This window comes from Rhodopseudomonas sp. BAL398, assembly GCF_033001325.1.
In the GTDB taxonomy this organism is placed as follows: Bacteria; Pseudomonadota; Alphaproteobacteria; order Rhizobiales; family Xanthobacteraceae; genus JARJEH01.
Window position 1 is genome coordinate 3769168 of sequence record NZ_CP133111.1, and the last position, 24223, is coordinate 3793390.

Genomic DNA, 24223 nt, shown 5'->3' on the forward strand with positions numbered 1-24223 from the left:
GCCCCGGAATGACCGAGCTTGAACCAAGACATCTCGGATCGGACGCCGATTGTGAGCAACTGCATTTTGAGCGACTACATGAAGAGTGTTTCGCCCGATCCGAACATCAGCGTCATTCCGGGGATCGAGCAGCGCCAGCTGCGAGATAACCCGGAATCTTGCGGCTAACCGCGGCGCCATGCGCGCGGCGAGATTCCGGGTTCGCTCGGCCTACGGCCTCGCGCCCCGGAATGACCGAGCTTGAACCAAGAAATCTCGGATCGGACGCCGATTGTGAGCAACTGCATTTTGAGCGACCACAATGAATAGTGTTTCGCCCGATCAAAAAGTCGGCAGTCATTCCGGGGATCGAGCAGCGATAGCTGCGAGATAACCCGGAATCTCGCGGTTAACCGCTGCACCGGGCTCGCCTTCACCCCAGATCGATCAGATATTGCAGCGCCGAGCGGCTGGGCAGGAAGAAATAGCCGCCGCCGCGCACGGTGACGTAGCTTTGCATGTCGTGCAGCGTCAGCGGGCCGGCCGGGGTCGGGATCGTGAATACCCGCTTCTCTTTCGGATCGCCGGACGCCGACGCGATGATCGGGTCGGGCTCGTCGGACAGGCCGTGGAACGACGGCGAACTCACCCAGCTTTGCTGCACCAACTCGAACTGGCGTTCGACATCGGCACAGACCGCGACGAATAGCAGGCCCTTTTCGCTGGCTTTTGGCGCGCCCGGCGGGATCTGATAGGAGCGGCCGCGGCGCAGCAGCCGGTGCCGGGCGGTGATCTGCTGCTGGGTCGGGTCGCCGGGCTGCAGGCTGTCGCGCGGATTGGCGCGGCGGATATGAGCGCCGAACGGGCAATGCAGCCCCTGCGGGTCGTCCTCCCCATAGGAGAAATCATTGTCGCGGTCATAGGGCTCATCCTGATCGAGACGGGATTTCTGGCGACGCGTGTTGAAGCTCTTCGAATTGGGCTGATCGACCAGCGGCACGCCGTCACGCCAGCGTCCCATCAGCTTCGCCGCGACCCAGTCGGCGCTCGGGTTCTCGCCGACCACCGCCGACAGGTCGCGATACTTCGCAAGCTCCTTGGCCTTGGCCTGCGTGAAGGCGGCAAAACCTTCGACATCCTGCACCATGTGGCGGATCGCCAGGAAGGTGCCGTTGCGACCGAAATCGCGCACCGCCGCGGTCGGCGTATCGGAGCGGAAATTCGGAAACCGGGTCGGGAACGCGTCCGGCAGGATCGGCAGATGATTGGCCGGATCAGAGGCGCTCGCCACCGTGGCGCTCGGCGGGTAGTAGCCCTGATTGTTGCGATAGCCGAGAATGAATTCGCCGGGCTCGACGATGTCGCGCGGCGGCGCGCCCTTGGCGGAGCGCTGGGTGCCCTTGATCACCGGTTGCGAAATGCCGTCGGCGAAACCGAAATGCTCATAGCCCAGCGACGGCTCCCTGTCCTTGTTGGCCGCGACGGTGACCGGCTCGGTCTCGACAATGTGCAGGAAGGCAGCGCGGCCGCCGAGCAGCTTGGCGTGGCCGTCGAGCGCCGCGCGGCAGGCCGCCGGCGACCTGCCATAGACGAACAGCGCGGCATCCACCGCGATATCGGCGCCGTCTTGCGCTGCGTCGCTCCAGATCCAGCTTCGCGGCACCGATGGGCCGACATCGCGCAGCACATTGGCGCGGTTGGCCATGCCGATATTGAAGGCGCCGGAGAAGGTCGACAGCCCGTCGCTCGGGGTGTCGCGCTTGAGCCCGAGCCTGGCCAACCCCGCCGCCGAGAAGGCGATGAAGCTCGCGACCTTGTCGTCATCCGTCCCGGTGAAAGGATGGTCGCCAAAGGCGATTGGGCCGACCTGCGGCTCTGCCACCCCCGCCGCCGGATCGGACGACAGCGCGCGTTCCGGCATCATCGCCCGCAGCCAGACGGTGCAGGCCGCGCGATCGGCCGGCAGCCGCAGCAGCGCGGTGGCGGTGTATTTCATCTCGCCCATGCCGCGGAACACCAGCGACTGCACCTCCGGGGTTTCAATCGAATAGTCCGGCCGCGTCATCGAGCCGAAGCCATCGAGCCAGGCGCGGGCCGCGGTGTCGGTCGAGGCCCGCGCCAGCCCGTCATGGATCACCGCATTGCGGCGGATCTGGTCGGTGGTCAGTTCAGGAAAGCGGCTGTACCAGAATTGCGTCGGTCTCTGCTGGCGCCGCACCCAGCGCTTGAAGCGGTCGCCATCCTGGGCGCCGTCGAGGATCAAGAAGCGGGTTTTCGGAAAGCCAACGCCGTTGCTCCACGCCGCCGACTGCCCGGCATGGGCCTTCATCACGAAATCTTCCAGATAGCTTTCCCAGCTGCCGTCGTAATTGGCGAGAAAGATCAGCTTGTCGGTGCCCGGCGGCCTGAACCATTTGGCGTAGTGGATGGTGCCCATATTGAGCACGAAGCCGGGACGGTACCAATGCGTCACCAGCTGCTTGATGCCCCATAGCGACAGCGCCAGCGTCAGCTTGCGAAACCAGCCGGGCTTCAGCGCGGTGACCGCGGTGATGTGGTTCTGCGCAAAGCCCGGATGATTCTCACTGGCGGCGATCGCCTTGACGGCGTCGAGATCCGGATCGCGATTGTCCGGCACGTCCTTGTTTTCGTAATAGCGCAGCACCAGCAGGAACAGCCCGACCAGGACCGCGAGTTTCAGCAGCACCAGCAGCAGGCCGCCGACCACCGCCAGCGCCAGACGCCCGGCCGACGCATCGTCCGAGAACGGATCGATCGCCCCATAGATCGCCTGGCTCGCGATCAGCACCGCGGCGATCAGGATCGCGCCGATCCAGCGGAAGGTCGGCGACGACAGCAGCGACGCCAATGCTTCGGTGCCGCTGCGATCGACCCAGTCGGAGATCGCCAGGCGCCGCCGGCTCGGCCGGATCAGATAGTCGGCAAACACCGCGCCGCGCGCCATCAGTGCCTGCATCTGCTGCTTGCGCGGTTCGTCGCTGCGCGCGATGACGCGCTTGAGCTCGTCGTCCTGACGGATCAGCTTGCGGACATAATCCAGCGCCAGCATGGCGCGGCTGCCGAGGCAGGCGTGGTTCTCCAGATAATCCTCGAGCGCATCCTCGGCGAAATCGGCGAGCTCGGCCTGGCGCGCGATATCGGCGACGGCGAATTCCGGCGTGCCGTTGAAATTCAGCCCGATCGCGTTCCACGGGCGGGTCTGCAGATCGAGCACATGCCGGTTCAGCAGCTCGACCAGCGGCGTGCCGGCGCTGGCATCGGCATGGGCGAACACCGGCGCCAGCCAGGACTGCGCCGCCGCGGCGACGGTGGCAATCGCCGCCGCGGTCGAGCCGTCGGCGTTCAGCTCCAGCAGCAGATGCGGCGCCGCCGCCTCCGGCTCGCCGATATCGACCAGCGACAACGAGGCAAAATGCACGATCCCCGTGGCCTGCAGCGTCGCCACGATGTCAGGCCGCGCCGGATTGCCGAGCGCCTTGATCTGCCGGCGCAGCTGTTCGCGATCGGTCCGCGGGCGCAACGGCGCGCAGATCACGATCATGCTCTGGCTCGCCGGCGCCAGCCGCGGCTCGAATTCCATGTCGAGCCGGCGCGGGAACGGGCCGACCCAGCCGATCGATCCATCGCGGCCGGCGCTGCGTCGCAGCCCCGGCTGCGCCAGCAGCACGCGGAACACTTCGCCGATCTGCGCGATCGCCACATGCATGCCGAGGCAGGCATGGGCGCCGTCGCCGAACATCAGGCTGGAGCGGTTCGGCCGATCGGCGCGAAATACGCCGGGCGATACGAAGACCTCGCGATCGCGCAACGCCGACATCGTCGCCACCATCAGCACGTCACCGGCGCGGACCCGGCGCTGCCGCGGCGTGTTGTGGGCGATCACGCCGTCCTCGCGCACGTAGCGCCACTGCCCGGGCGCCAGCGCCGGATTGAGTCTCGCGGCTTCGAGCAGGATCGCTTCGAGACCGTCACGGTCATCGGCGCGGGCGCGGCCGATTGCATCCTTGAACACGTCGCGCCGGCGCAGCAGCTCGTCGAGGATCTTGCCGGCCGCCAGCGTGTTGGTCGGAATGAAGCCGGTGACCAGGCCGACCAGGATCGCGCGGATCTGGTCATCGGTCACGGCGCCGTCGCGGCGCTGCGCGACCAGCCGACCGACCACCGTGTCGGTCTCCGGACTTTGCTCGACGCGGGCGATGGCGCGGTCGATCACCAGGCGGATCTGCGCCGAACCGTTGAGCGCGAGCCGGCGCGTCGCCGCATTGCCAAACGGATCGGCGAACAGCAGCGCCGAGATCGACATCGCCCATTGGGCGAAGGCGTCCGGATCGTCGGTCTTGAGGCCGAAATAGGCGCAGCAGGTCTCGGTGGCGACCCGCGTCAGCAGATCCTTCATCACGTCGATCCGGCCGCCCGAGGCGTCGATCAGGATGTTGCTGTAATGCGCGGCCAATTGCCGGATGCGATCGAGATCGGATTTTTGCAAAACGCTGCGGATCACCGCGTTCTGCGCATCGTGTGGCTGCCCTTCGAGCCCGAGCACGAAATTGGTGCCGCCGGCGAGCTCGGTCATCTCCAGGCCGTAGGGCACCTCGAACAGATCGGGCTGCGCCAGCACCTGCCGAACGTCGCTGTCGCGGCTGACGATGACGAGGCGGCCGAACCGCGGATTGGGCCAGTAGCGGCGAAACAGATAGAGCGCGGCGCGCATCAGGTAGCCGAACGCCCATGAGCTCCAGCGCCTGAACGTGGTATCGGCGCCGAGATCGTCGAGATCGAACGGAGTGATTGGTGCGGGTGGCGAGGCGGCGGTGTCGGATTGGGCCTTCTTGATCGCGTCATAATACTTGAGCGTGAACATCGATCACCTCAAAGCAATTCTGAAAAACGGCTAGAGCAATTCCGGTTCTGATAGATCAGAACCGGAGCTCTAGATTCTTGTTTTGACACGTTTTCTTCACGCGAACCGGTATCCACTTCGCTCGAAAACGCTCTAGGTCTGCAAATACGGCGTGGAGCTCTCCTGACCGGTCAACCAATCGCTCCGGCGCCCCGAGGCCATTCTCAGGCCTTCGACCAAATGGTCAATCCACCCGCGATCAAAAAACGGCAGCCAGTCGATATATTGCTTGGAAAAATTCGGCTTGGCGGCAACCAACTCGTCGAATGCGAGCCGCGCCGCCGCGATATTACCGCTGCGCGCCACGGCGTTGATCTTGATCACATGCGCATACCAATAGGCCGGGCGCCGCGCCAGCGCGTGATCGGCATGCTCGATCGCGTCGTCCCATCGGCTCAGCAGCGTATAGGCCATCGCCAATTCGCCGAGCGAATAGAACATATGCGGGTCGTTCGAACTCAGCCGCAGCGCCGCCTTGAGATGGGCAATCGCCGGCTCGGCCTCGCCGATCAGATTATAGCTGCCGCCGAGTTGCGCGTGCGCCAGCATCAGGCTGGGATTGAGCGCGATCGCCTGTTGCAGCAGCACCTTGGCCTGCAGCGGGTGACGCAGCCACATTTCGGCGATGCCAGCCAGCATGAAGCCGCGGCCATCATCGGGATCGGCCAAAGTGGCCTGCTGCGCCAGCTTGCGCATCCGCAGGATCTGTTCCTGCGGCTGCCGGCCGGCCCAGATCGCCCAGCCCAGCGCCGCCGTCGCCTGGATCAGCGCTTCGGGCGATTCCGGATCGAGCGCCAGCGCCTCGGCGAACAGCTTCTGCGCCATCTCGGAATCGGCGCGGGTCAGCCGGTTCATATGCCAGCGCCCGCGCCAGATCAGGTCGTTGACGCCGAGGCTGTCCTGCCGCTTGGCGCGGGTGCGGGTCTGCTCGGCGTGTTCGATCCGGGTGCCGAGATGCGCCACCAGTTCGTTGACGAATTGCTCGAGCGCCTCGCGCGATGTCGGCGACGCCAGCGGAAAGCGCCGCGACCAGATCGCATAGCCAGTGACCGACTCCGATAGGCTGGCGGAGATCCCGTAGGAGTCGTGCGCGCGATACAGATGGCCTTCCAGCAGATATTTGGCGCCGAGCCTTTGGCCGACGAACTTGCGGTCGACGGAATCGGCGAATGAAAAGCTTGAATTGCGGGCGATCACCGGCAGCCAGCGAATCCGCGACAGGCCTCCAATCAGCTCCTCACTGATACCTTCGGCGAGGTAGTCATGTTCTTCGTCACCGGTGAGATTGCCGAACGGCAACACCGCGATGGCATGGTTACCCTCGAAGCCAAGCACCGGCTGCGACGTATCGACGATGTAGCTCGGCAGCGGACCCAGGGCGCGGGGCGCCGCCCGCGACACGTCCGCTGGCGACGGCGCCAGCTGCGGCGCGCGCGCCAGCGCCAACCGCTGCTCACACAGCCAGCCGCGGAACCCATTTTCGCCCGGAATATCGAATCCTTCGAGAAATTCGTCCGAGCGGCCTGTATCCTGCGTCCGATTGAGCGCATCGACATCGATCAGATCGAGCCGAAGTCGCACCCGATCACGTTCGCAGATCAGCAGCGGCTCGGCCCCGGCATTGAGGCATTTGCGCAGATTGGACAATTCGCGGCGCAAACTCCCTGCCGCCTCGGCTGGGCCGCGGTTCCGCCAAAGCCTGTCCTGCAACCAGCCGCGCGTCCGCTCGCCCTCCTTGGACATCGCCAGCATGGCGACCAAGGCGACGCCCTTCTTACTAGGTATCTCGATACGATCGCCGTCCGATGTTGAAAACTGAAACGGCCCCTCGAGATTCAGCGCGAAGCGCAATTCCTTGGTCCCCATCACCAGACATCCCCTGCTGCCGCTGAGAATAGCATTTTTCACGTAGCAATCACGAGATTTTCACGCTGGTCGCGCGTCACCGCGCAGACGCAGGGCATCGCAAAGGCGAAAGTTAAGTGATTGCTGTTCCTCAACAACGAGGCGGCCAGAGCAATGAAGGATGAGCCGGCCCTGCGCGTAAGCCTAGTGATGAACCGAGCAGGTTCAACGACGACGAATGATTTGAACGTATCTGACGAATCGGCAGCCGGTATGAGCGAGGCAATATGGCAGGCGTTGCGGGGGCAGCATTTCAGCAGGACATCCTGTTCGCTTTTGGCGGGGGCGATCCGGCCGTCACGATCGCGGTGTTGGACGGGCCGGTCGATCGCACCCATGATTGCTTTCGCGGCGCGCGGCTGACCCCGCTGGAGACGACCGCTGCGGCGGGTGCGGCCGATGGCCGGGCGACCGCGCAAGGAACCCACATCGCCAGCCTGATCTTCGGGCAGCCCTGCAGCTCCGCGGAGGGCCTGGCACCGCTGTGTCGCGGGCTGGTGATCCCGATTTTCCGCGACGATCGGCGCGGCTGCTCCGACCGGGAACTGGCGCACGCCATCACCCTGGCGGTCAAACACGGGGCTCACATCATCCACGTCAGTGGCGGCCTGTTGCAGCAGGGCCTGAGGCCAGCCGCGGCGCTTGCCGAGGCGGTCGCCCTGTGCGACCGGCACAATGTCCTGATCGTCGCGGCCGGCGACGGCTGCACCGATCTTCGCGGCGCTTTCGGCGACACCCGGACCATCCTGCCGATCGGTGCGATCGACAAGTCCGGCCGATTGTTGGCCGACGCCGGGCGTCGCGCCCTCATCGACCAAGGCATCATGGTGCCGGGATCGAATCTGATGGGCGCCGAGCTGGAAGGCGGCATTGCCTATCGGACCGGGTCGAATTACTCCGCCGCGCTGGTGTCAGGCATCGCCGGGCTCCTGCTGAGTGCGCAAATCCAGGACGGTCAGGCGCCGAATCCAAGCGCAGTCGGCGCCACAATCCTGGCCACCGCCACGCCGCGGGTTCCGTCCCAGTCGTACGAGTGTCAACGCGTGCTGATCGGGCGCGACAACATCCAGGCAGCCGTCGAGCGCGTGGTGGCGGAGGGCGGCAATTCTGTTCCGGCGCGGTGCCGCTTCGGCGTGTGGCGCGGATCAGCGGCGGGATCATTGGCCGGTCACGCCGCGTGGCGGCCGCGGGCCTGAGCGCGCCACCAGGCGTCCAGCGCCTCGCCCTCGGCCGGCAGCGACACCGACAGCCCCTGCGCGAAATCCGCCCAGACCTCGTCCGCCTTCGGCGTTACCACGCAGGCCACCGGAACGCCGGCGGCGACCGCGGCCTGGAACGCCGCCATCAAGCCACCCCGTGTCGCTTCCTGCCCGCCGAACCGGCTCAGCACCACCAGCTCGGGGCCTTGCGCGATGGCGCGCTCGACCGCGCCGGACGCCAGCGCCAGCGATGACGAATTCAGATTGCAGGCCTGCGAGCCGGAGCCGAGATTCTGATGCATCGCGTAGCGATCGCCGGTAGCGATATCGAGCAATTCGCTGCGACACTCGCAATTCGGGTGGCCGCCGTGATCCTGTACATGGCCTTCGCCATGACTATTCCCGGGCGGATGGGGCGGAACATGGCCGGTCTCCTCCGGCGGCACGATGACGCCGACGATCCGCACGCCTTCGGCTTTGCGCCGCAGCGCGAAGGCGGTCAGCACGTCGGCGGCGGGCGTGCCCGGGCCGCCGCGAACCGCCGCGATCAAGGCGGATTCGACCAAGCTGGATTGAATGACTTCGAACGACATTGTCGGTTCCCCTTCATCACCACAGCCGCGTAGCAAGCTGACAGTCCGATAATTGGTAGCTGCATAACGATCGGCGGGCCGCGGCGCGGCGGCGCCGACCGCAGATCCGACAATGCGAAGTTCATGCCGGGCAAGGGAGCGCGGACGCCGCGCGCTCAGCGCATCGCAGGATCGCGATCGCCCGCAGCGCCGCGCTCAGGGGCCAGAGCGACGCCCTTGACCTGGGCGTAGACGTCGACGCCTTCGCCGAGTTCGAGATGATCCCAGGACCGCCGCGTCACCCGCGCCAGCAACTTGGCGCCCTCGCCTTGCGGGCCGAGCGCCAGCACCACCAGGATTTCGCTGGGACCGATCGGCGAATGGGCGACGATGCGCGCCGGCAGCGCGTTCAGGATCGAGGTGCGATAGGGCGGCTGCCGGACCAGGCTGACCTCGCCGGCGGCGATGCGCACCCGGCGGCGGTCGCCGATCGGCAGCGCCGGCGCCGGCACCAGCAGATGGCCGCCGTCGATCCGCAGCGTCAGCAAGCCGTAGACGGAATCGTGGCTTTCCACCGTGGCGTCGAAATTCACCGCAGCGTCGCGCGCGCTCGCCAGCGGCAGCGACGGATCACTCTGCAGATCGTGCAGCGGCCCCGACGCCAGCACCCGGCCGGCCTGCATCAGGATCAGATGATCGGCGAGGCGTTCGATCTCGGCGATGTCGTGGCTGACATAGATCACCGGCAGTGCCAGCCGCTCATGCAGCCGCTCCAGGAACGGCAGGATCTCGTCCTTGGTCAGCCGGTCCAGCGCCGACAGCGGCTCGTCCATCAGCAGCAGCTTCGGCTGCGACAGCAAGGCACGGCCGATCGCCACCCGCTGGCGCTCGCCGCCGGAGAGATTCTGCGGCGAGCGCGGCAGCAAGCGCTCGAGCCCGAGCAGTTCCATCACCTCGTCGAAGCTGATCGCGCCGGGCGCCGCTTGCGCGCCGCGCGGCGCGCCATAGAGCAGATTGGCCCGCACCGACAGATGGGCGAACAGGCTGGCTTCCTGAAACACATAGCCGATTGGCCGCTCGAATGGCCGCCGGAAGGTTTCATCGTCCTGCCAGATCTCGCCATCGACCTCGCAGAACGAGCCGGGCAAATGCTGCAGACCGGCGAGGCAGCGTAGCACCGAGGATTTGCCGCAGCCGGATGGGCCGAACAGGCCGGTGATGCCGGTGGCCGGCACGCTGAATGCGGCGTCGAGCTGAAAGCCGCCGAGCTGACCGCGAAATTGCGCGCGAATCTGACGGGGTGCGATCGCCCTCATCCGCGGATCCGTGCGGTACGCTTCTCCAGCAGCATCATGGTGAGGATCACCACGAAGGCGAACACCGCCATGCCGCCGGCCAGAATGCTGGCCTCACGCCATTGCGAGGTTTCGACATAGTCGTAAATCGCCACGCTCAGCACCTTGGTCGAGCCGGGAATATTGCCGCCGATCATCAGCACGATGCCGAATTCGCCGACGGTGTGGGCGAAGCCGAGCACGGCGCCGGACAAGAAGCCCGGCCGCGCCAGCGGGATCGCCACGGTCCAGAATGCCCGTGTCGGCGAGGCCCGCAAGGTCGCGGCGACCTCCAACGGCCGATCACCGATCGCCGCGAAGGCATTGCGGATCGGCTGCACCACGAACGGCATCGAATAGATCACCGAGCCGATCACCAGGCCCGCAAAGGTGAAGGCCAGGGTGCGGCCGCCCCACAGATTGGCCAGGGCGCCGCCCGGCCCGTCCGGCCCCAGCAGCACCAGAAGATAGAAGCCCAGCACGGTCGGCGGCAGCACCAGCGGCAGCGCCACCACCGCGGCGACGCCTTCCTTCCACCGCGCCTTGGACCGCGCCAGCCACCACGCGATCGGCGTGCCGATGACCAGCAGGATGACCGTGGTGATCGCCGCAAGCTCGATGGTGAGCCGCACCGGCTGCCAGATGTCGTCGGGAAGTCCGCCCATTGACCTTCGATTTTCCGAGTTCGAGTGAGTCTCAATACCTCAACGTAGCTCAACGGGCGGTGCGCGCGCTTTTAGATGTGGAGAGATTGCGGTGAGGGGATACGATCTCGTTGGCTTGTAACCCCTCACCCGGATTGCTGCGCAATCCGACCTCTCCCTATGGGAGAGGTGGACCGTGCGCGCGGCGGCTTGTTTAACTCAAGCCAGTTCAGCTGCGCTCGCCGGCTTGGTAGCCGTATTTCTCGATGATGGCGCGGGCTTCGGGTCCCTTCAGGAAGCTCATGAAGGCCGTCGCGGCCTCGTTGTCGGCACCCTTCTTCAGCAGCACCGCGTCCTGCCGGATCGGCGCGTAGAGATTCTGCGGCACCACCCAACGCGAGCCGTCCTTGTCGTTGATGACCTGCGACAGCGCCACGAAGCCGACCTCGGCATTGCCGGTCTGCACGAACTGATAGGCCTGGGTGATATTGGCGCCCTCGACCAGCTTCGGCTTGAGATTGTCATAGACCTTCAGCGATTTCATCGTCGCCACCGCCGCCGCCCCATAGGGTGCCGCCACCGGATTGCAGATCGACAGCTTGGCGAATTTGCCGTCCTTCAGGGTCTGCTCGCCCTTGACCGCGTCGGGAGCCTTGCTCCACAGCACCAGTTTGCCGATCGCATAGGTGAAGTTGCTGCCGGCGACGCCGGGGGCGCTGTCGGCAAGCTTCTCCGGGCGCGCGGCGTCGGCCGACAGAAACACCTGGAACGGCGCGTCCTGATTGATCTGGGTGAACAACTGCCCGCTGGAGCCGAAGCTCAGCACCGCCTCATGGCCGGTCTTCTGCTTGAAGGCCGCCGCGATCTCCTTGGCGGCGTCGGTGAAATTGGCGGCGACGGCGACGTTGGTGGAGGCGGCGAAGGCGTTGCCGGCGGCCAGGCAGGCAGCGCCAGCGATGGCGACGAGGCGCAGTAGTTTCAAAGATCTCACGATCGGACTCCTTTGCTAGTCGATGGCGACGATGACGTGCGCGGCGTCGAACAACGCGCAGGCCGGATCGCCGGGGGAAAGCTTCAAATCGGCGGCACTGCGCGCGGTGATCGAGGCGGCCAGCGTCTTGTCGCCGCCGATGTCGAGCACGATCTCGGCATTGACAGCGGAAATATCGGCGCGCCGGACCACGCCGCGCACGCAATTGCGCGCCGAGACCAGCGGCACCACATCGCCTGGCGAGATCAGCACGAACGGCGCCTTGATCAGCACGATCGCCTCGCGGCCGACGCACAGCCCGAGGCTGCGCACGCTCTCGCTTGTGAGCATCGCGTAGATCGTGGTGTCGTCCGACACCGCGACTGCGACTTCGGCGCTGAGCGTATCGGACTGGATCGCCGTGACGGTGCCGCGAAGGGCGTTGCGGGCGCTGGTTTTCATGAAAAATCCGGAGACGAGATTGAAGGGAGAGATCCCGGAGCCGGCGAGATCGGGCTCGAGGCTGCGAAACACCCGCGCCATTTCGGCCTCGAGCCGGCCGAACGCCTCGATCACCCGCAATCCCGTGGGCGTCAGAGCGGCGCCGCCGCCCTTGCTGCCGCCGGTCCGGGTTTCGAGCAGCGGCTGGCCAAACAGGTTGGTCATCGCATCGAGCCCGTCCCAGGCCGCCTTGTAGCTGAGCCCGACCGCCTTGGCGCCGGCGGTGATGCTGCCCTCGCGCGCCACCGCCTGCAGCAAGCGGATGCGCTCGCGCCCGACGCTGGCGACATCCTTGCTGCCAAGCGTCACGGTGGCTTCGATCGGGAGCGTTTGCTGCGTCATATAGCCATTCTATATAACGTGAAGATCGATCGGGCAATGCCGCTTTGGTACGACGCCGCGGAAACGCTGTTGCGACTTAGAATTGATCTAAGTCAATGGATTTGAGAATTGCTTTCACTATCCAGGAGCCACGGGCGGCTGCACAGCTCCCAATGGAGCGGCAAGCAGCCTCGCCCGCCATTGGGGATTGCCATGACAACCAACAAGCTTGCGCCGCTGGCAACAGCGCTCACTCTGTCGACGGCATTGCTGCTGTCGACCTGCCTCATCACCCGCGCCGCCGACGAGCCGATCTCGCCGATCGTGCCGGCGGTGGTCAAGAATCCGAAGCTCGTCGAGCTCGGCAAGAAGCTGTTCTTCGATCCGCGGCTGTCGAAATCCGGCTTCATCTCCTGCAATTCCTGCCACAACCTGTCGATGGGCGGCACCGACAATCTGAAAACCTCGATCGGGCACAATTGGAACAAGGGTCCGATCAACGCCCCGACGGTGCTGAATTCCAGCCTGAACGTCGCGCAATTCTGGGACGGCCGCGCCCTGACGCTGCAGGACCAGGCCGGCGGCCCGATCGCCAACCCCGGCGAAATGGCCTTCACCCATGACCTGGCGATCGCGTTCCTGAGCTCGGTGCCGGGCTATGTCGAGGAGTTCAAGTCGGCCTTCGGCAACGACAAGATCACCATCGAGGAAGCCACCCGCGCGATCGCCGCCTTCGAGGAAACCCTGGTGACGCCGAATTCGCGGTTCGACAAATGGCTGAAGGGCGACAAGACGGCGATCACCCCGACCGAACTGGCCGGCTACGAATTGTTCAAGGATTCCGGCTGCACCGCCTGCCATAACGGCTCGGCGGTGGGCGGCAATACGTTCCAGAAGATGGGGGTGGTCGAGCCGTACCAATCGGATAACCGGGCCGAGGGACGCATCGCCGTCACCAAGGAAGAGGCGGATCGCTTCAACTTCAAGGTGCCGACGCTGCGCAATGTCGAGCTGACCTATCCCTACTTCCATGACGGCGAGGCCGGCACCCTATCCAAGGCGGTGGATATCATGGGCCGGATCCAGCTCGGCAAGAAGTTCACCCCGGCCGAGAACGCCAAGATCGTCGCCTTTCTGAAGACGCTGACCGGCGATCAGCCCGACTTCAAGCTGCCGATCCTGCCGCCGTCGACCGACAAGACCGAGCCGCCGCACCCGTTCAACTGAGGCGTTCGGCACGACACGCCGCCGCCAAAGGCGCACAACATCGGGGGCAGACGGCGGCGGCGCCGGCTGCCTCCTTGCGTTGGCCCGGCCGCAGCGGCCGTCGCATCGCGGCGAGGAATGATCATGCATTTCGGTTGGTTCGGATCGCGCCGGCGCTGGCCGCTGGCGGCGCTGGTGCTGGCGGCCGGTGCCGGCGTGGTCGGCTGGGGCGGCTTCAACATCGTGATGGAGGCCACCAACAGCCTGGAATTCTGCACCTCCTGCCACGCGATGCGCGACAATGTGTTCGCCGAGTACAAGACCACGGCGCACTATCGGAACGCCTCGGGCGTGCGGGCGATCTGTTCGGATTGCCATGTTCCGCGCGACTGGAGCCACAAGCTGGCGCGCAAGGTGATGGCCACCAAGGAGCTGTATCACTGGGCGGCCGGCAGCATCGATACACGGGAAAAATTCGAGGCCAGGCGCCACCGGCTGGCGCGCCGCGAATGGGACCGGATGCGGGCCAATGACAGCCGCGAATGCCGCAACTGCCATTCCTTCGCGGCGATGGACTTCCACAAGCAGAGCACCAAGGCCGCGACCGCGATGGCGGCGGCGATGAAGGCTGGCAAGACCTGCATCGACTGCCACAAGGGCATCGCGCATCACCTCCCCGACATCAATGCCGACCATCGCGCGGCATTCGCCGCACTCGCCGCCGCCGCCGCGGCGTTGACGCCGGCGGTCGGCGCCACGCTCTACGCCATCGCGCCGATTCAGTTCCGGCTGGCCCGCGACGCCGCCGGTCCCGACGGCGAATTGGCGCCGGCGGCGGCCGTGACGGTACGGGCCATCGCCGGCGATGCGCTTCGCCTGACGATCACCGGCTGGCAACGCGAGGGCTCGCCGGAACTGATGTATCGGCGCCAGGGCCAGCGGGTGTTGCTGGCGACGCTGTCGGAGCAAGCGGTGGCGCGCGTCGAAGCGCTGGATACCCTGACCGATCCCGGCTCCGACGAGGTCTGGACCCGCGTCCGGCTCCAGCTCTGGAGCAAGGCCGGCGGCTTCGTCACCTCGGTCGCGCCGCTTTGGCGGATCGCGGCGCAGATCAATGACGACAATTGCACGCTATGCCACGCACTGCATCCGCCGCAATACGCCAGCGCCAATGACTGGATCGGCCATATCAATGCGATGCGGCGACTGACGCCGCTGAATCAGGACGAGGTCGCTCTGCTGCAATCCTACCTGCAGAACCATGCCCGCGACGCGGCGCCGTCGCCCTGATCCGACGCGCTGCCAACACGATGGCTGCCTGATCCGGGCGCCGCGGGTCCAAAGGGAGGGCTCGCAAGGGTCATATAGTCACTCTATACAACGGAACTCGCACGGCAAAGCCGGCCAAAATCCAACGGAGTATCCAATGATGAAAATCAGTGCCCGCAACCAGCTCAAGGGGACCATCGTCGACGTCATCAAGGGCGCGACCACCTCGCATGTCCGGATCGACATCGGCGGCGGCGCGATCGTGACAGCCTCGATCACCAACGAGGCGGTCGACGAATTGCAGCTCGCCAAGGGCAAGCAGGCAATGGCGGTGGTCAAGGCCTCCGACGTTCTGGTCGCCATCGACTGATCATCATTAGCAGGCGTGATCGGGCGACGCGGAAACGCGCCGCCCGATCACGTTCCGCATCTCATTTCAGCGCGTCGCAATAAGTAATGTGAGGCCGCCCGATGCCGCGGCCGCGGGCCGACAGCGAAGCCCACCACGCCGCCAGCGCATCGGCGTCGCAGCGCAGCCGGACGCTCATGCCGTCGGCGAATTTGATCCAGTCGTCAAAGCGTCCGCTTGGCACCGCGATCACCACCGGCATATCGGCGCTGAGCGCGCGGTCGATCAGATAGCTCAATCCCTTGCCCTCGCGCTCCAGGCGGCCGAAGCGGTTGACGATCAGCAGATCGGCGCCGGCGTCGATGGCGCCGGCGACCTGCATGCCGGCGTCGATCAGGCGGCCGGTATCGAGCCGGCATCCCGTCGCCATCGGCCCGAGGTCCTGGAACAGCGGCAGCTGTTCGCCCGAATGCAACAGCAGCGCGGACAGCCGCTTCGAACCTGCTTCGCGGTGGCCGAACTGCACCAGACCGACCGCGCGGGCGCCCTGCCGATCCAGGGCAGCTGCGAAATCGCGCAACACCCGATCGGGATCCTGATCCGGCTCATACACCAGCGCGGCGAGATCGCATTGGGAATCAAAGGTCACGGGCGTAGCCCTCACGTCATGTAGCTTATCTATATAACGCAATTCTGGACGCCGGCAAATACCCCCTTCGCAGCATCGAGACCCAGCGCCTGGTCGGCGCGCATTGGCACGAGCCGCAATGGAATCCGCGCCGAGGGAAATTTTATTGCGCGAACCGCGGGTAATTCTTCGCTTTTGATGCGCATCAAATCGGCGGTATTTCCCCCGTGCTACTGCGCTGCACAACTTGGCGGAGGCTCGGCCAGCAGGCCCGACTGGTTCGCATGCGGTCAAATCTGAAAATCGAGATCGGTGGACCGGCCGCCGCGTGACGCAGCAGCCCTGGCTGTCGATGCATTTCCCGCCTCTCAAAGCGACGAACCGCGGGCTCGAGCGGTTGAAACACGGACGGACAGCACATGAACGCAAAATATCCCGGTCTTCCCAGCGTCATCCACGGCAATGGCGCGGTCGCGCAGGTCATGGGCCACGTTTGCGGCGGCGTCATCGGCTATCCGATCACGCCTTCGACCGAGATTTCGGAAATCTATGAGGCGTTCCGCTCCGCCGGCGGCTGTAACGTCTGGGGCAAGCACCCGTTCTTCTTCGAGCCCGAGGGCGAGCATTCGGCGCAGTCCGGCGCGCTCGGCGCCGCGCTGACCGGGGGCAAGTTCGTCTCCAACGCCTCGTCGAGCCAGGGCATCCTGTACGGGCTGGAATCGCATTACGTCACTGTCGGCAAGAAGGTCGGCGGCTTCGTGTTGCAGGTCGCCGCCCGCGTCGTGTCGAAGCATTCGCTCAATGTGATGGCCGGCCATGACGACGTCTACGCGCTGCTGTCGTCGGGCTACACCATCCTGTTCGGCGCCAATCCGCAGGAGGCCGCCGACCTCGCGGCGATCTCCTATAAAGTCAGCGCCACCTCGCTGATCCCGGTCGCCAATGCGATGGACGGCTTTGCCACCAGCCACATGCTGAGCGAAGCGCTGATGCCGGAGCCAGAGCTCTTGCGCGAATTCCTCGGCGATCCCGCCGGCCGGATCAAATGCCCGACGGTGGCGCAGGAGATGCTGTTCGGCGCCAAGGGCCGCGTGTTCCAGCTCAAGCAATATCTGGCGCGGCACGAGGGCGATTTCATCGCCTGCGACCTGACCAAGCTGAAGCTGCATCTCGACAGCCATGCCGACGCCATCGAATCCGACAATGACGGCGCGCTGATCGGCGCGACGCTGGACTACGTGCCGGAAGAATTGCGCGGCCAATGGAAGCGGCAGTGGATCAACGCGCCCGAAAAGGGCACGCGGCAGCTGGTGCCGGCGCTGGTCGATATCGACAATCCGGGCCTCACTGGCGGCGTGCAGAACCAGCCCGACTTCCAGGCCGGCGCCGTCGATCACCGCACCCATTTCGCCAATGCGGTGCCACGCTTCGTCAACGAGGCGATGGCGGAATTTTCGGCGCTGACCGGGCGCGAATACAGACCGGTGATGACCTATATGTGCGACGACGCCGACACCGTTCTGGTCGGTCTCGGTTCGGTCACCGACGACGCCGAGGCGGTCGCGACCTATCTGCGCAGCCAGGGCAAGAAGGTCGGCGTGGTGGCGATCAAGCTGCTGCAGCCGTTCCCGGAGGCCGAACTGGTCGCCGCGCTGGCCGGCAAGAAGGCCGTCACCGTGCTGGAGCGCTCCGAAGTCACCGCGCTGACGCAATTCGTCACGCAGGCGCTGTGCAAGGCACGCGAAAACGCCGACGGCGTCCGCCATGCCGGGATTCCGCCGATCGACAAACTGCCGAAGCTCACCACCGCGATCTTCGGCCTCGGCGCCCATGATCTGCAGCCGCGCCATCTGATCGCGGCCTACAAGAACATGGAGAATCCGACCACCAACGCGCCGTTCGTCTATCTCGGCACCCAGTTCTTCACCAAGACCCCGTCGCCCCGCATGGCGGTGCTTCAGGATCGGCTGAAGGCGGCCTATCCCGAAACCCAATTCATGGCGCTGTCGACCGAGGATAATCCGAGCCTGCTGCCGGCTTCGGCATTCCGGATCCGCTTCCACTCGATCGGCGGCTACGGCACCATCGCGTCGGGCAAGCTGCTGACCGACATTCTGGCCGGCGTGCTCGAATTGCACTCGAAATCAGCGCCGAAATACGGCTCGGAAAAGAGCGGCTCACCGACCAATTACTACATCACGCTGTCGCCGGAGCCGATCAAGATCACCAATGCCGAGCTCGAAGACGTCGAGATCGTGATCTCGCCGGACCATAAGGTGTTCGTCCACACCAGCCCGCTGCGCGGGCTGGTCGATGGCGGCACCTTCATTCTGCAATCCAATCTGCCGGCGCTGGAGGTGTGGCGCGAACTGCCGGCCTCGGCGCGCAATACCATCCGCGACAAGAACATCCGCTTCTTCGTGATCGACGCCTTCGCGGTCGCCAAGCAACATGCGCCGACCGCCGAGCTCGAAACCCGAATGATGGGCATCGCCTTCATCGGCGCGGTGTGCGGCCATGTCGACCGCGTGGTGGCGGACACCTCGCAGGACGTCATTCTCACCAAGATCCGCCAGCAGATCGCCAAGAAGTTCGGCGCCAAGGGCGGCCCGGTGGTGGAAGGCAATATGGCGGTGATCCGCGAGGGCCTCGAAGCCACCCATCAGGTCGATTACGACGCGCCGGAATTCCGCGCCGCCGAAGTCAAACCCGCGGCAAAGACCAGCCACAACGTGTCGACCTCGGCGGCGATGTGCCGGATCGCCGCCCCGGCCTCGGCCGCGGGCTTCCTCGATCCGCAATATTACGACGACGTGATGGCCGCACCATTCCGCGACGGCACCATCGCGGACGCGCCGGTGCTGCCCGGCGTCGGCCTGTTCATGCCGGCCGGAAGTGCCGCGATGAAGGACAAGGGCCTGTTCCGCCGCAACGTGCCGGAGTTCAATCCCGATCTGTGCACCGGCTGTCTGGAATGCGCGCTGGTCTGCCCGGATGCGGCGATCCCCAACGCGGTGCACGACATCCATGAATTGCTGACCACCGCGATCGGACAACTCGACATCGCGCCGGCGCAGCAGGACGCGCTGCGCGGCCAGGTGCCGGCGCTGACCGAGGCGATCCGCGAGATCTATCGCAGCAGCAAGGAGAACAGGACGCTGCACGACGTGGTGGCGCAAGTCGCGGCCACGTCCGACACCGACAACGCGACCTTGAAGCGCAATCTCAGCAAACTCGCCGCCGCCTTGCAGGTCTATCCGGTGGCGCGGACCCGGCCGTTCTTCGACGCGATGGAAAAGAGCCAGCCCGGCTCCGGCGGGCTGTATTCGGTCAGCGTCGATCCGTGGAAATGCTCGGGCTGTCTCGAATGCATCGAGGTCTGCGGCCCCGGCGCCTTGGTCGACCGTGAGCAGGACGAGCCGCTATTGGAAACGCTGCAGACAAGGTTCGAATTTCTCAGCCGGATGCCGAACACGCCGGCGCGGTTCTTCGACGGCGCCACCAGCGCCGGCGGCGAGACCAAGCGGCTGATGCTCGATCGCGCCAATTACTACGCCACCACCGGCGGCCATGGCGCCTGTCGCGGCTGCGGCGAGGTCACGGCGATCCGCCTCGTCACCTCGACCAACCACGCCATCCACGACAAGCGCCGCCGCGACCACACCCGCGAATTGGAGGCGCTGATCGATCAGCTCGCCGCCAAGCGCGACGCGGTAGCGGCCGACACCGAGCGCTGCGCGCGGATCGATCGCACCCTGAAGACGCTGGAAAAGCGGCTGTATCTCTATGAGAGCGGCCCGACCGGCAACGGCCCGTCCGGCATGGTGATCGCCAACGCCACCGGCTGCTCGAGCGTCTATGCTTCGACCTTCCCGTTCAATCCCTACACCGACCCCTGGGTCAACAGCCTGTTCCAGGATGCCCCGGCGATCGCCAAGGGCCTGTTCGAGGGCCTGACCTCTGCCGCCTCCGACGATTTCCGCGCGTTGCGGATCGCCAGGCTGGAGCTGGCCGATGCCTATGACCCGGCGGTTCACGACGAGGTGTTGCGTTACTTCGGCTGGGGCCAGTTTACCCCGCAGGAGCGCGCCTTGCTGCCGACGGTGCTGAGCTTGGGCGGCGACGGCGCCACCTATGACATCGGCTTTGGCGCGCTGTCGCGGCTGCTCGCCACCAAGACCCCGGTCAAGGTGGTGGTGCTCAACACCGGCGCCTATTCCAACACCGGCGGCCAGACTTCGACCGCCAGCCTCACCGGGCAGGATTCCGACCTGTCGCGCTACGGCGTCGCCAATCACGGCAAGCAGGAATCCCGCAAGGAGCTCGGCCTGATCGCCGCCTTCCATCCCAATGTGTTCGTGGTGCAGACCGCCACCTCGCTGCAGGGCCACTTCCTCAAGAACGTGATGGAATTCCTCAACGTCACCGATTCGCCGGCGGTGCTCGACGTCTACACCCCGTGCCAGGCCGAGCACGGCATCGGCGACGCTGTCGCCAACCGCCAGGCCCGCAAGGCGGTGGAGAGCCGGATGAACCCGGTGTTCGTCCACGATCCGCGCCGCGGCGCCAATCTGCGCAGCAAATTCTCGCTCGACGGCAACCCCGAGCCGGATCAGGACTGGGCCTCGCAATCGATCGAATATGTCGACGACAATGGTGCCACCCAGCTGCTCAAGACCAAGGTGACGCCGGCCGATTTCGCCTTCACCGAGGTCCGCTTCAAGAAGCAGTTCAAGCGGCTGGCCAAGGATGCCGACGCCGTGCCGGTCGAGGACTATGTCACGCTGAGCGCCGAGCAGCGCGTCGGCAAGACGCCGTTCATCCATGCCACCGACGCCGACAAGCACCTGGTGCGCTACGCGGTCGGCGACGGCGTGATCCAGCTGGTCGAAGAGCGGCGGAAATATTGGCGCACGCTGCAATATCTCGCCGGCTTCGAGGTCCGGCAGATCGACGAGAACCATCGCGTCGAGCTGGAGGCGCTGCTGCAGCGCTACGACGAATCGATCAAGGCGCGCGAAAGCTCGCTGGATTCGATCGCGCGCGGCATGAGCGAACTCGCCGCCTCGTCCAACGCACCGGCGGCGGGTGGTTTCGCCGGGCTGATGGCGGGGCTCGCCCCGAGCGCAACGGCGCCGATGGCGGCCGTCAACGCCGCGAAATCGGCCAACGGCGCCGGCGCGATCCCGATCACCATCAACGAGTCGGATCTCGACAAGTGCACCAACTGCAAGAGCTGCTATCAGGACGTGCCGGAAGTGTTCGAACTCACCAAGATCATGGTCGGCGGCGCCTCCAAGGACGTCGCCCATGTGATCCCCAATGTGTTCAGCAAGATCAAGATCACGCCTGAACTGACCGCCAAGCTCAACCGCGCGGCGGCCAATTGCGACGCGGAGATCATCCGATGAGCGGCACCACACCGGTCGCGGTCGCCGACGAATTGCTGCGCTACCAACAGGCGCGCAGCACGCTGGAAGCCAGCCGCAGCGAGCTCGAGGAGCTGCAGACCTCCGAGGCGGTCGGCGTGTTCCAGAAACAGGTCGCGCTGCTGCAGAAGCGGCTGCTGAACGATCCGAAATCGCTGCGCGACATCTTCATCGCCGACGGCACCAGTGCGATCGTCTGGGAATTCCAGCAGGCCGAGCTGGGGCAAGGCTTCACCACGACGCTGTGGGATCTGCTCAAGCGCGACGACGACATGAGCGTGATCCTGCAGCGCTTCGTCTGGGCGCTGCCGCTGAAATTCAAGCGCAAATTCATCAAGGCGATCGACGTCCATCTGCGCGAGCGCTATCCGATGTTCAAGGACCTGTCGGTCGGCTGGCCGGGCGAGACCTATATCCCGCCCTATATCCGCCCCGCCGAGCAGCGCGCGCAGGATTTCGAACTCGTCAACCAGGGCTACCTTGGCTATCAGAGCCTGGGCTATTCGCTGCGCGAATGCGAGCTGTTCGTCTGGCTCGAAGTGCTGCGCGACAAGCAATGCGACGATCGCCCCTGCGAGGTCGGGCTGCTGATCCAGGGCAAGAGCGAGCCCAAGGGCGGCTGCCCGGTCAAGATCCACATTCCCGAAATGCTGGATCTGCTCGGCACCGGCCGGCATCGCGAGGCGCTGGAGCTGATCGAGAGCTGCAACCCGCTGCCCAACGTCACCGGTCGGGTCTGTCCGCAGGAATTGCAGTGCCAGGGCGTCTGTACCCATACCAAGCGGCCGATCGAGATCGGCCAGATCGAATGGTACCTGCCCGAGCACGACAAGGCGGTGAATCCCGGCGCCAACAAGCGCTTCGCCGGCATTGTCAGCCCGTGGGCGGCGGCGGCCAAACCGCCGATCGCGGTGGTTGGCTCCGGCCCGGCCGGGCTGATCAACGCCTATCTGCTCGCCGCCGAAGGCTTCCCGGTCACGGTGTTCGAGGCGTTCCACGATCTCGGCGGCGTGCTGCGCTATGGCATTCCCGAATTCCGATTGCCGAATTCGCTGATCGACGACGTGGTCGAGAAGATCACCCTGCTCGGCGGCCGCTTCGTGCGCAATTTCGTGGTCGGCAAGACCGCGACGCTGGAAGACCTCAAGGCCGCGGGGTTCTGGAAAGTGTTTCTCGGCACCGGCGCCGGGCTGCCGACCTTCATGAACGTGCCGGGCGAGCATCTCTTGGGCGTGATGTCAGCCAATGAGTTTCTCACCCGCGTCAATCTGATGCGCGGGCTGGATGACCGCTACGAGACGCCGCTGCCCGAGGTGAAGGGCAAGCAGGTATTCGTGATCGGCGGCGGCAACACCGCGATGGACGCCGCGCGCACCGCCAAGCGGCTCGGCGGCCACGTCACCATCGTCTATCGCCGCACCCAGAAGGAAATGCCGGCCCGCGTCGAGGAATTGCACCACGCGCTGGAGGAAGGCATCGCTCTGGCGGTGCTGCGAAGCCCGAGCGAATTTTTGGGAGACGGCAAGACCAATTTCGTCACTTACGCGGTGCTCGACGTCAATGAACTCGGCGAGCCGGACAAGAGCGGCCGGCGCAGCCCGAAGCCGACCGGCAAGGTCGAGCGGCTGCCGGTCGACCTCGTCATCATGGCGCTCGGCAACACCGCCAATCCGATCATGAAGGACGCCGAGCCGACGCTGAAGACCAATAAATGGGGCACGATCGAGATAGAGCGCGGCTCGCAGCAGACCTCGATCCCCGACGTCTATACCGGCGGCGACGCCGCGCGCGGTGGCTCCACGGCGATCCGCGCCGCCGGCGACGGCCAGGCCGCCGCCCGGGAAATCGTCGGCGAGATTCCGTTCTCGGCCGCCGAGATCACCGCGATGGTCGCCAAGGCCGCGCGCTACACCGAGCTCGGGCAATTGAAGCCGACCATCGTCGACAAGATCGAACTGGCCGGCGGCATCGTCGAATTCGTGGTGCGCGCCCCGATGGTGGCGAAGGCCGCGAGGCCAGGACAATTCGTCCGCGTGCTGCCCTGGGACAAGGGCGAGCTGATCCCGCTGACGCTGGCGGATTGGGACGCCGAGAAAGGCACCATCGATCTGGTGGTGCAGGGCATGGGCACCTCGTCGCTGGAGATCAACCGGATGGCGATCGGCGATGCCTTCTCCGGCATCGCCGGCCCCTTGGGTCGCGCCTCCGAGTTGCATCGCTATGAGGGCAACCAGACCGTGGTGTTCTGCGCCGGCGGCGTCGGCCTGCCGCCGGTCTATCCGATCATGCGGGCGCATCTGGAGATGGGCAATCACGTCACCCTGATCTCGGGCTTCCGCGCCGTCGACTTCCTGTTCTGGACCGGCGCCGATGAGCGCGTCGGCCTGTTGCAGAAACAATTCGGCGACCAGCTCGACGTGATCTACACCACCAATGACGGCTCGTTCGGCGTCAAAGGTTTTGTCACCGGCCCGCTGGAACAGATGATGAAGGCCAATCAGCAGGGCGAAGGCCGCGCCATCGCCGAAGTGATCGCGATCGGCCCGCCCTTGATGATGCGCGCGGTCAGTGATTTGACGAAGCCTTACGGCGTGAAGACCGTGGCCAGTCTGAACTCAATCATGGTGGACGCCACCGGCATGTGCGGCGCCTGCATGGTGCCGGTGACGATCGACGGCAAGATGGTGCGCAAACACGCCTGCATCGACGGCCCCGAACTCGACGCCCACAGCATCGACTGGGACAAATTCCTGCCCCGCTTCAACCATTTCAAGGCGCAGGAGCTGGAGAGCAAGATCAAGCACGGCTTTGCGTGAGCGAGAACCAAACCTGACCGCCTATCCGGGCGTGCGCGTTTCACCCAATGGCAGCCGCGACTCCCAACCCTCCCCCTTGCGGGGAGGGTGGATCGCCGCAGGCGAGCCGGGTGGGGGTAGCGGCGAGCACCGAGTCCGTGGCTCCCCCCACCCGACCCGGCTTCGCTGCGCTCGCCGGGC

The 24223-nt window shown here is 65.6% G+C and carries 16 protein-coding genes; 7 read left to right on the forward strand and 9 right to left on the reverse strand.

All coding sequences use genetic code 11. The features are described from left to right. Positions 1-18: 18 nt before the first annotated feature. Positions 19-168, forward strand: coding sequence for a hypothetical protein (locus tag RBJ75_RS17795; RefSeq protein ID WP_276156769.1), 150 nt, complete (start codon positions 19-21; stop codon positions 166-168). Positions 169-412: 244 nt separating this feature from the next. Here RBJ75_RS17795 and RBJ75_RS17800 read toward each other — a convergent pair whose 3' ends face one another. From RBJ75_RS17800 to RBJ75_RS17810, 3 genes are all read right to left on the reverse strand, one after another. Beyond that, a complete protein-coding gene (locus RBJ75_RS17800; RefSeq protein ID WP_044418521.1) occupies positions 413-4861 on the reverse strand; it encodes a cytochrome P450 in 4449 nt (1482 codons plus the stop codon). A 132-nt stretch (positions 4862-4993) separates the two neighbouring features. Next, complete coding sequence (locus RBJ75_RS17805; protein WP_234707374.1) at positions 4994-6808, reverse strand: tetratricopeptide repeat protein; 1815 nt, start codon at positions 6806-6808, stop codon at positions 4994-4996. Continuing rightward, the gene (locus tag RBJ75_RS17810) at positions 6805-7143 is read right to left on the reverse strand and encodes a hypothetical protein (RefSeq protein ID WP_173427341.1); all 339 of its coding nucleotides are present in this window, start codon (positions 7141-7143) and stop codon (positions 6805-6807) included. Before RBJ75_RS17810 ends, RBJ75_RS17805 begins: the two co-directional genes overlap by 4 nt. On the opposite strand from RBJ75_RS17810, the gene RBJ75_RS17815 reads away from it, so the two are divergent. Next, positions 7114-8001, forward strand: coding sequence for a S8 family serine peptidase (locus tag RBJ75_RS17815; RefSeq protein WP_276156771.1), 888 nt, complete (start codon positions 7114-7116; stop codon positions 7999-8001). The genes RBJ75_RS17810 and RBJ75_RS17815 overlap by 30 nt on opposite strands. Here RBJ75_RS17815 and RBJ75_RS17820 read toward each other — a convergent pair. The 5 genes from RBJ75_RS17820 to RBJ75_RS17840 form a co-directional block, all read right to left on the reverse strand. Then, positions 7974-8597 (reverse strand): DUF2478 domain-containing protein, encoded by a 624-nt coding sequence (locus tag RBJ75_RS17820; protein WP_044409249.1) that lies wholly within the window; start codon positions 8595-8597, stop codon positions 7974-7976. The genes RBJ75_RS17815 and RBJ75_RS17820 overlap by 28 nt on opposite strands. A gap of 155 nt (positions 8598-8752) precedes the next feature. Continuing rightward, positions 8753-9892 carry a molybdenum ABC transporter ATP-binding protein gene (gene modC / locus RBJ75_RS17825; RefSeq protein ID WP_044409252.1) on the reverse strand — a complete coding sequence of 380 codons (1140 nt, stop codon included), beginning with the start codon at positions 9890-9892 and terminating at the stop codon, positions 8753-8755. Beyond that, the gene (gene modB / locus RBJ75_RS17830; RefSeq protein ID WP_044409256.1) at positions 9889-10575 is read right to left on the reverse strand and encodes a molybdate ABC transporter permease subunit; all 687 of its coding nucleotides are present in this window, start codon (positions 10573-10575) and stop codon (positions 9889-9891) included. The genes modC and modB overlap by 4 nt, the downstream gene beginning before the upstream one ends. Before the next feature lie 208 nt (positions 10576-10783). Next, entirely contained in the window at positions 10784-11536 is a 753-nt protein-coding gene (gene modA / locus RBJ75_RS17835; protein ID WP_234707477.1) for a molybdate ABC transporter substrate-binding protein, read from the reverse strand. 24 nt (positions 11537-11560) lie between these two features. Next, on the reverse strand, positions 11561-12367 hold the full coding sequence (locus tag RBJ75_RS17840) for a TOBE domain-containing protein (RefSeq protein WP_044414670.1): 807 nt from the start codon (positions 12365-12367) through the stop codon (positions 11561-11563). Positions 12368-12559: 192 nt separating this feature from the next. On the opposite strand from RBJ75_RS17840, the gene RBJ75_RS17845 reads away from it, so the two are divergent. The 3 genes from RBJ75_RS17845 (at position 12560) to RBJ75_RS17855 (ending at position 15191) form a co-directional block, all read left to right on the forward strand. Then, positions 12560-13573, forward strand: coding sequence for a cytochrome-c peroxidase (locus tag RBJ75_RS17845; protein ID WP_276156461.1), 1014 nt, complete (start codon positions 12560-12562; stop codon positions 13571-13573). Positions 13574-13696: 123 nt separating this feature from the next. Next, positions 13697-14842, forward strand: coding sequence for a NapC/NirT family cytochrome c (locus tag RBJ75_RS17850; protein WP_052629075.1), 1146 nt, complete (start codon positions 13697-13699; stop codon positions 14840-14842). 139 nt (positions 14843-14981) lie between these two features. Next, on the forward strand, positions 14982-15191 hold the full coding sequence (locus RBJ75_RS17855) for a molybdopterin-binding protein (RefSeq protein ID WP_044415567.1): 210 nt from the start codon (positions 14982-14984) through the stop codon (positions 15189-15191). 61 nt (positions 15192-15252) lie between these two features. On the opposite strand, the gene RBJ75_RS17860 is transcribed toward RBJ75_RS17855, so the two are convergent. Continuing rightward, positions 15253-15819 (reverse strand): DUF2478 domain-containing protein, encoded by a 567-nt coding sequence (locus RBJ75_RS17860; RefSeq protein WP_044415566.1) that lies wholly within the window; start codon positions 15817-15819, stop codon positions 15253-15255. A 398-nt stretch (positions 15820-16217) separates the two neighbouring features. Here RBJ75_RS17860 and RBJ75_RS17865 point away from each other — a divergent pair, with 398 nt between their 5' ends. Next, positions 16218-21209, forward strand: a complete 4992-nt coding sequence (locus tag RBJ75_RS17865; RefSeq protein WP_044415565.1) for a 2-oxoacid:acceptor oxidoreductase family protein — start codon at positions 16218-16220, stop codon at positions 21207-21209. Further along, the gene (locus RBJ75_RS17870) at positions 21206-24043 is read left to right on the forward strand and encodes a sulfide/dihydroorotate dehydrogenase-like FAD/NAD-binding protein (protein WP_044415563.1); all 2838 of its coding nucleotides are present in this window, start codon (positions 21206-21208) and stop codon (positions 24041-24043) included. Before RBJ75_RS17865 ends, RBJ75_RS17870 begins: the two co-directional genes overlap by 4 nt. Positions 24044-24223: the final 180 nt, after the last annotated feature.

Bases quoted from the DNA above. Each gene is read 5' to 3' on its own strand.
- RBJ75_RS17800 (WP_044418521.1), bottom strand. From the start codon at position 4,861: ATGTTCACGCTCAAGTATTATGACGCGATCAAGAAGGCCCAATCCGAC.
- RBJ75_RS17810 (WP_173427341.1), bottom strand. From the start codon at position 7,143: ATGGGTGCGATCGACCGGCCCGTCCAACACCGCGATCGTGACGGCCGG.
- RBJ75_RS17820 (WP_044409249.1), bottom strand. From the start codon at position 8,597: ATGTCGTTCGAAGTCATTCAATCCAGCTTGGTCGAATCCGCCTTGATC.
- modC (WP_044409252.1), bottom strand. From the start codon at position 9,892: ATGAGGGCGATCGCACCCCGTCAGATTCGCGCGCAATTTCGCGGTCAG.
- modB (WP_044409256.1), bottom strand. From the start codon at position 10,575: ATGGGCGGACTTCCCGACGACATCTGGCAGCCGGTGCGGCTCACCATC.
- RBJ75_RS17840 (WP_044414670.1), bottom strand. From the start codon at position 12,367: ATGACGCAGCAAACGCTCCCGATCGAAGCCACCGTGACGCTTGGCAGC.
- RBJ75_RS17845 (WP_276156461.1), top strand. From the start codon at position 12,560: ATGACAACCAACAAGCTTGCGCCGCTGGCAACAGCGCTCACTCTGTCG.
- RBJ75_RS17850 (WP_052629075.1), top strand. From the start codon at position 13,697: ATGCATTTCGGTTGGTTCGGATCGCGCCGGCGCTGGCCGCTGGCGGCG.
- RBJ75_RS17855 (WP_044415567.1), top strand. From the start codon at position 14,982: ATGAAAATCAGTGCCCGCAACCAGCTCAAGGGGACCATCGTCGACGTC.
- RBJ75_RS17865 (WP_044415565.1), top strand. From the start codon at position 16,218: ATGAACGCAAAATATCCCGGTCTTCCCAGCGTCATCCACGGCAATGGC.
- RBJ75_RS17870 (WP_044415563.1), top strand. From the start codon at position 21,206: ATGAGCGGCACCACACCGGTCGCGGTCGCCGACGAATTGCTGCGCTAC.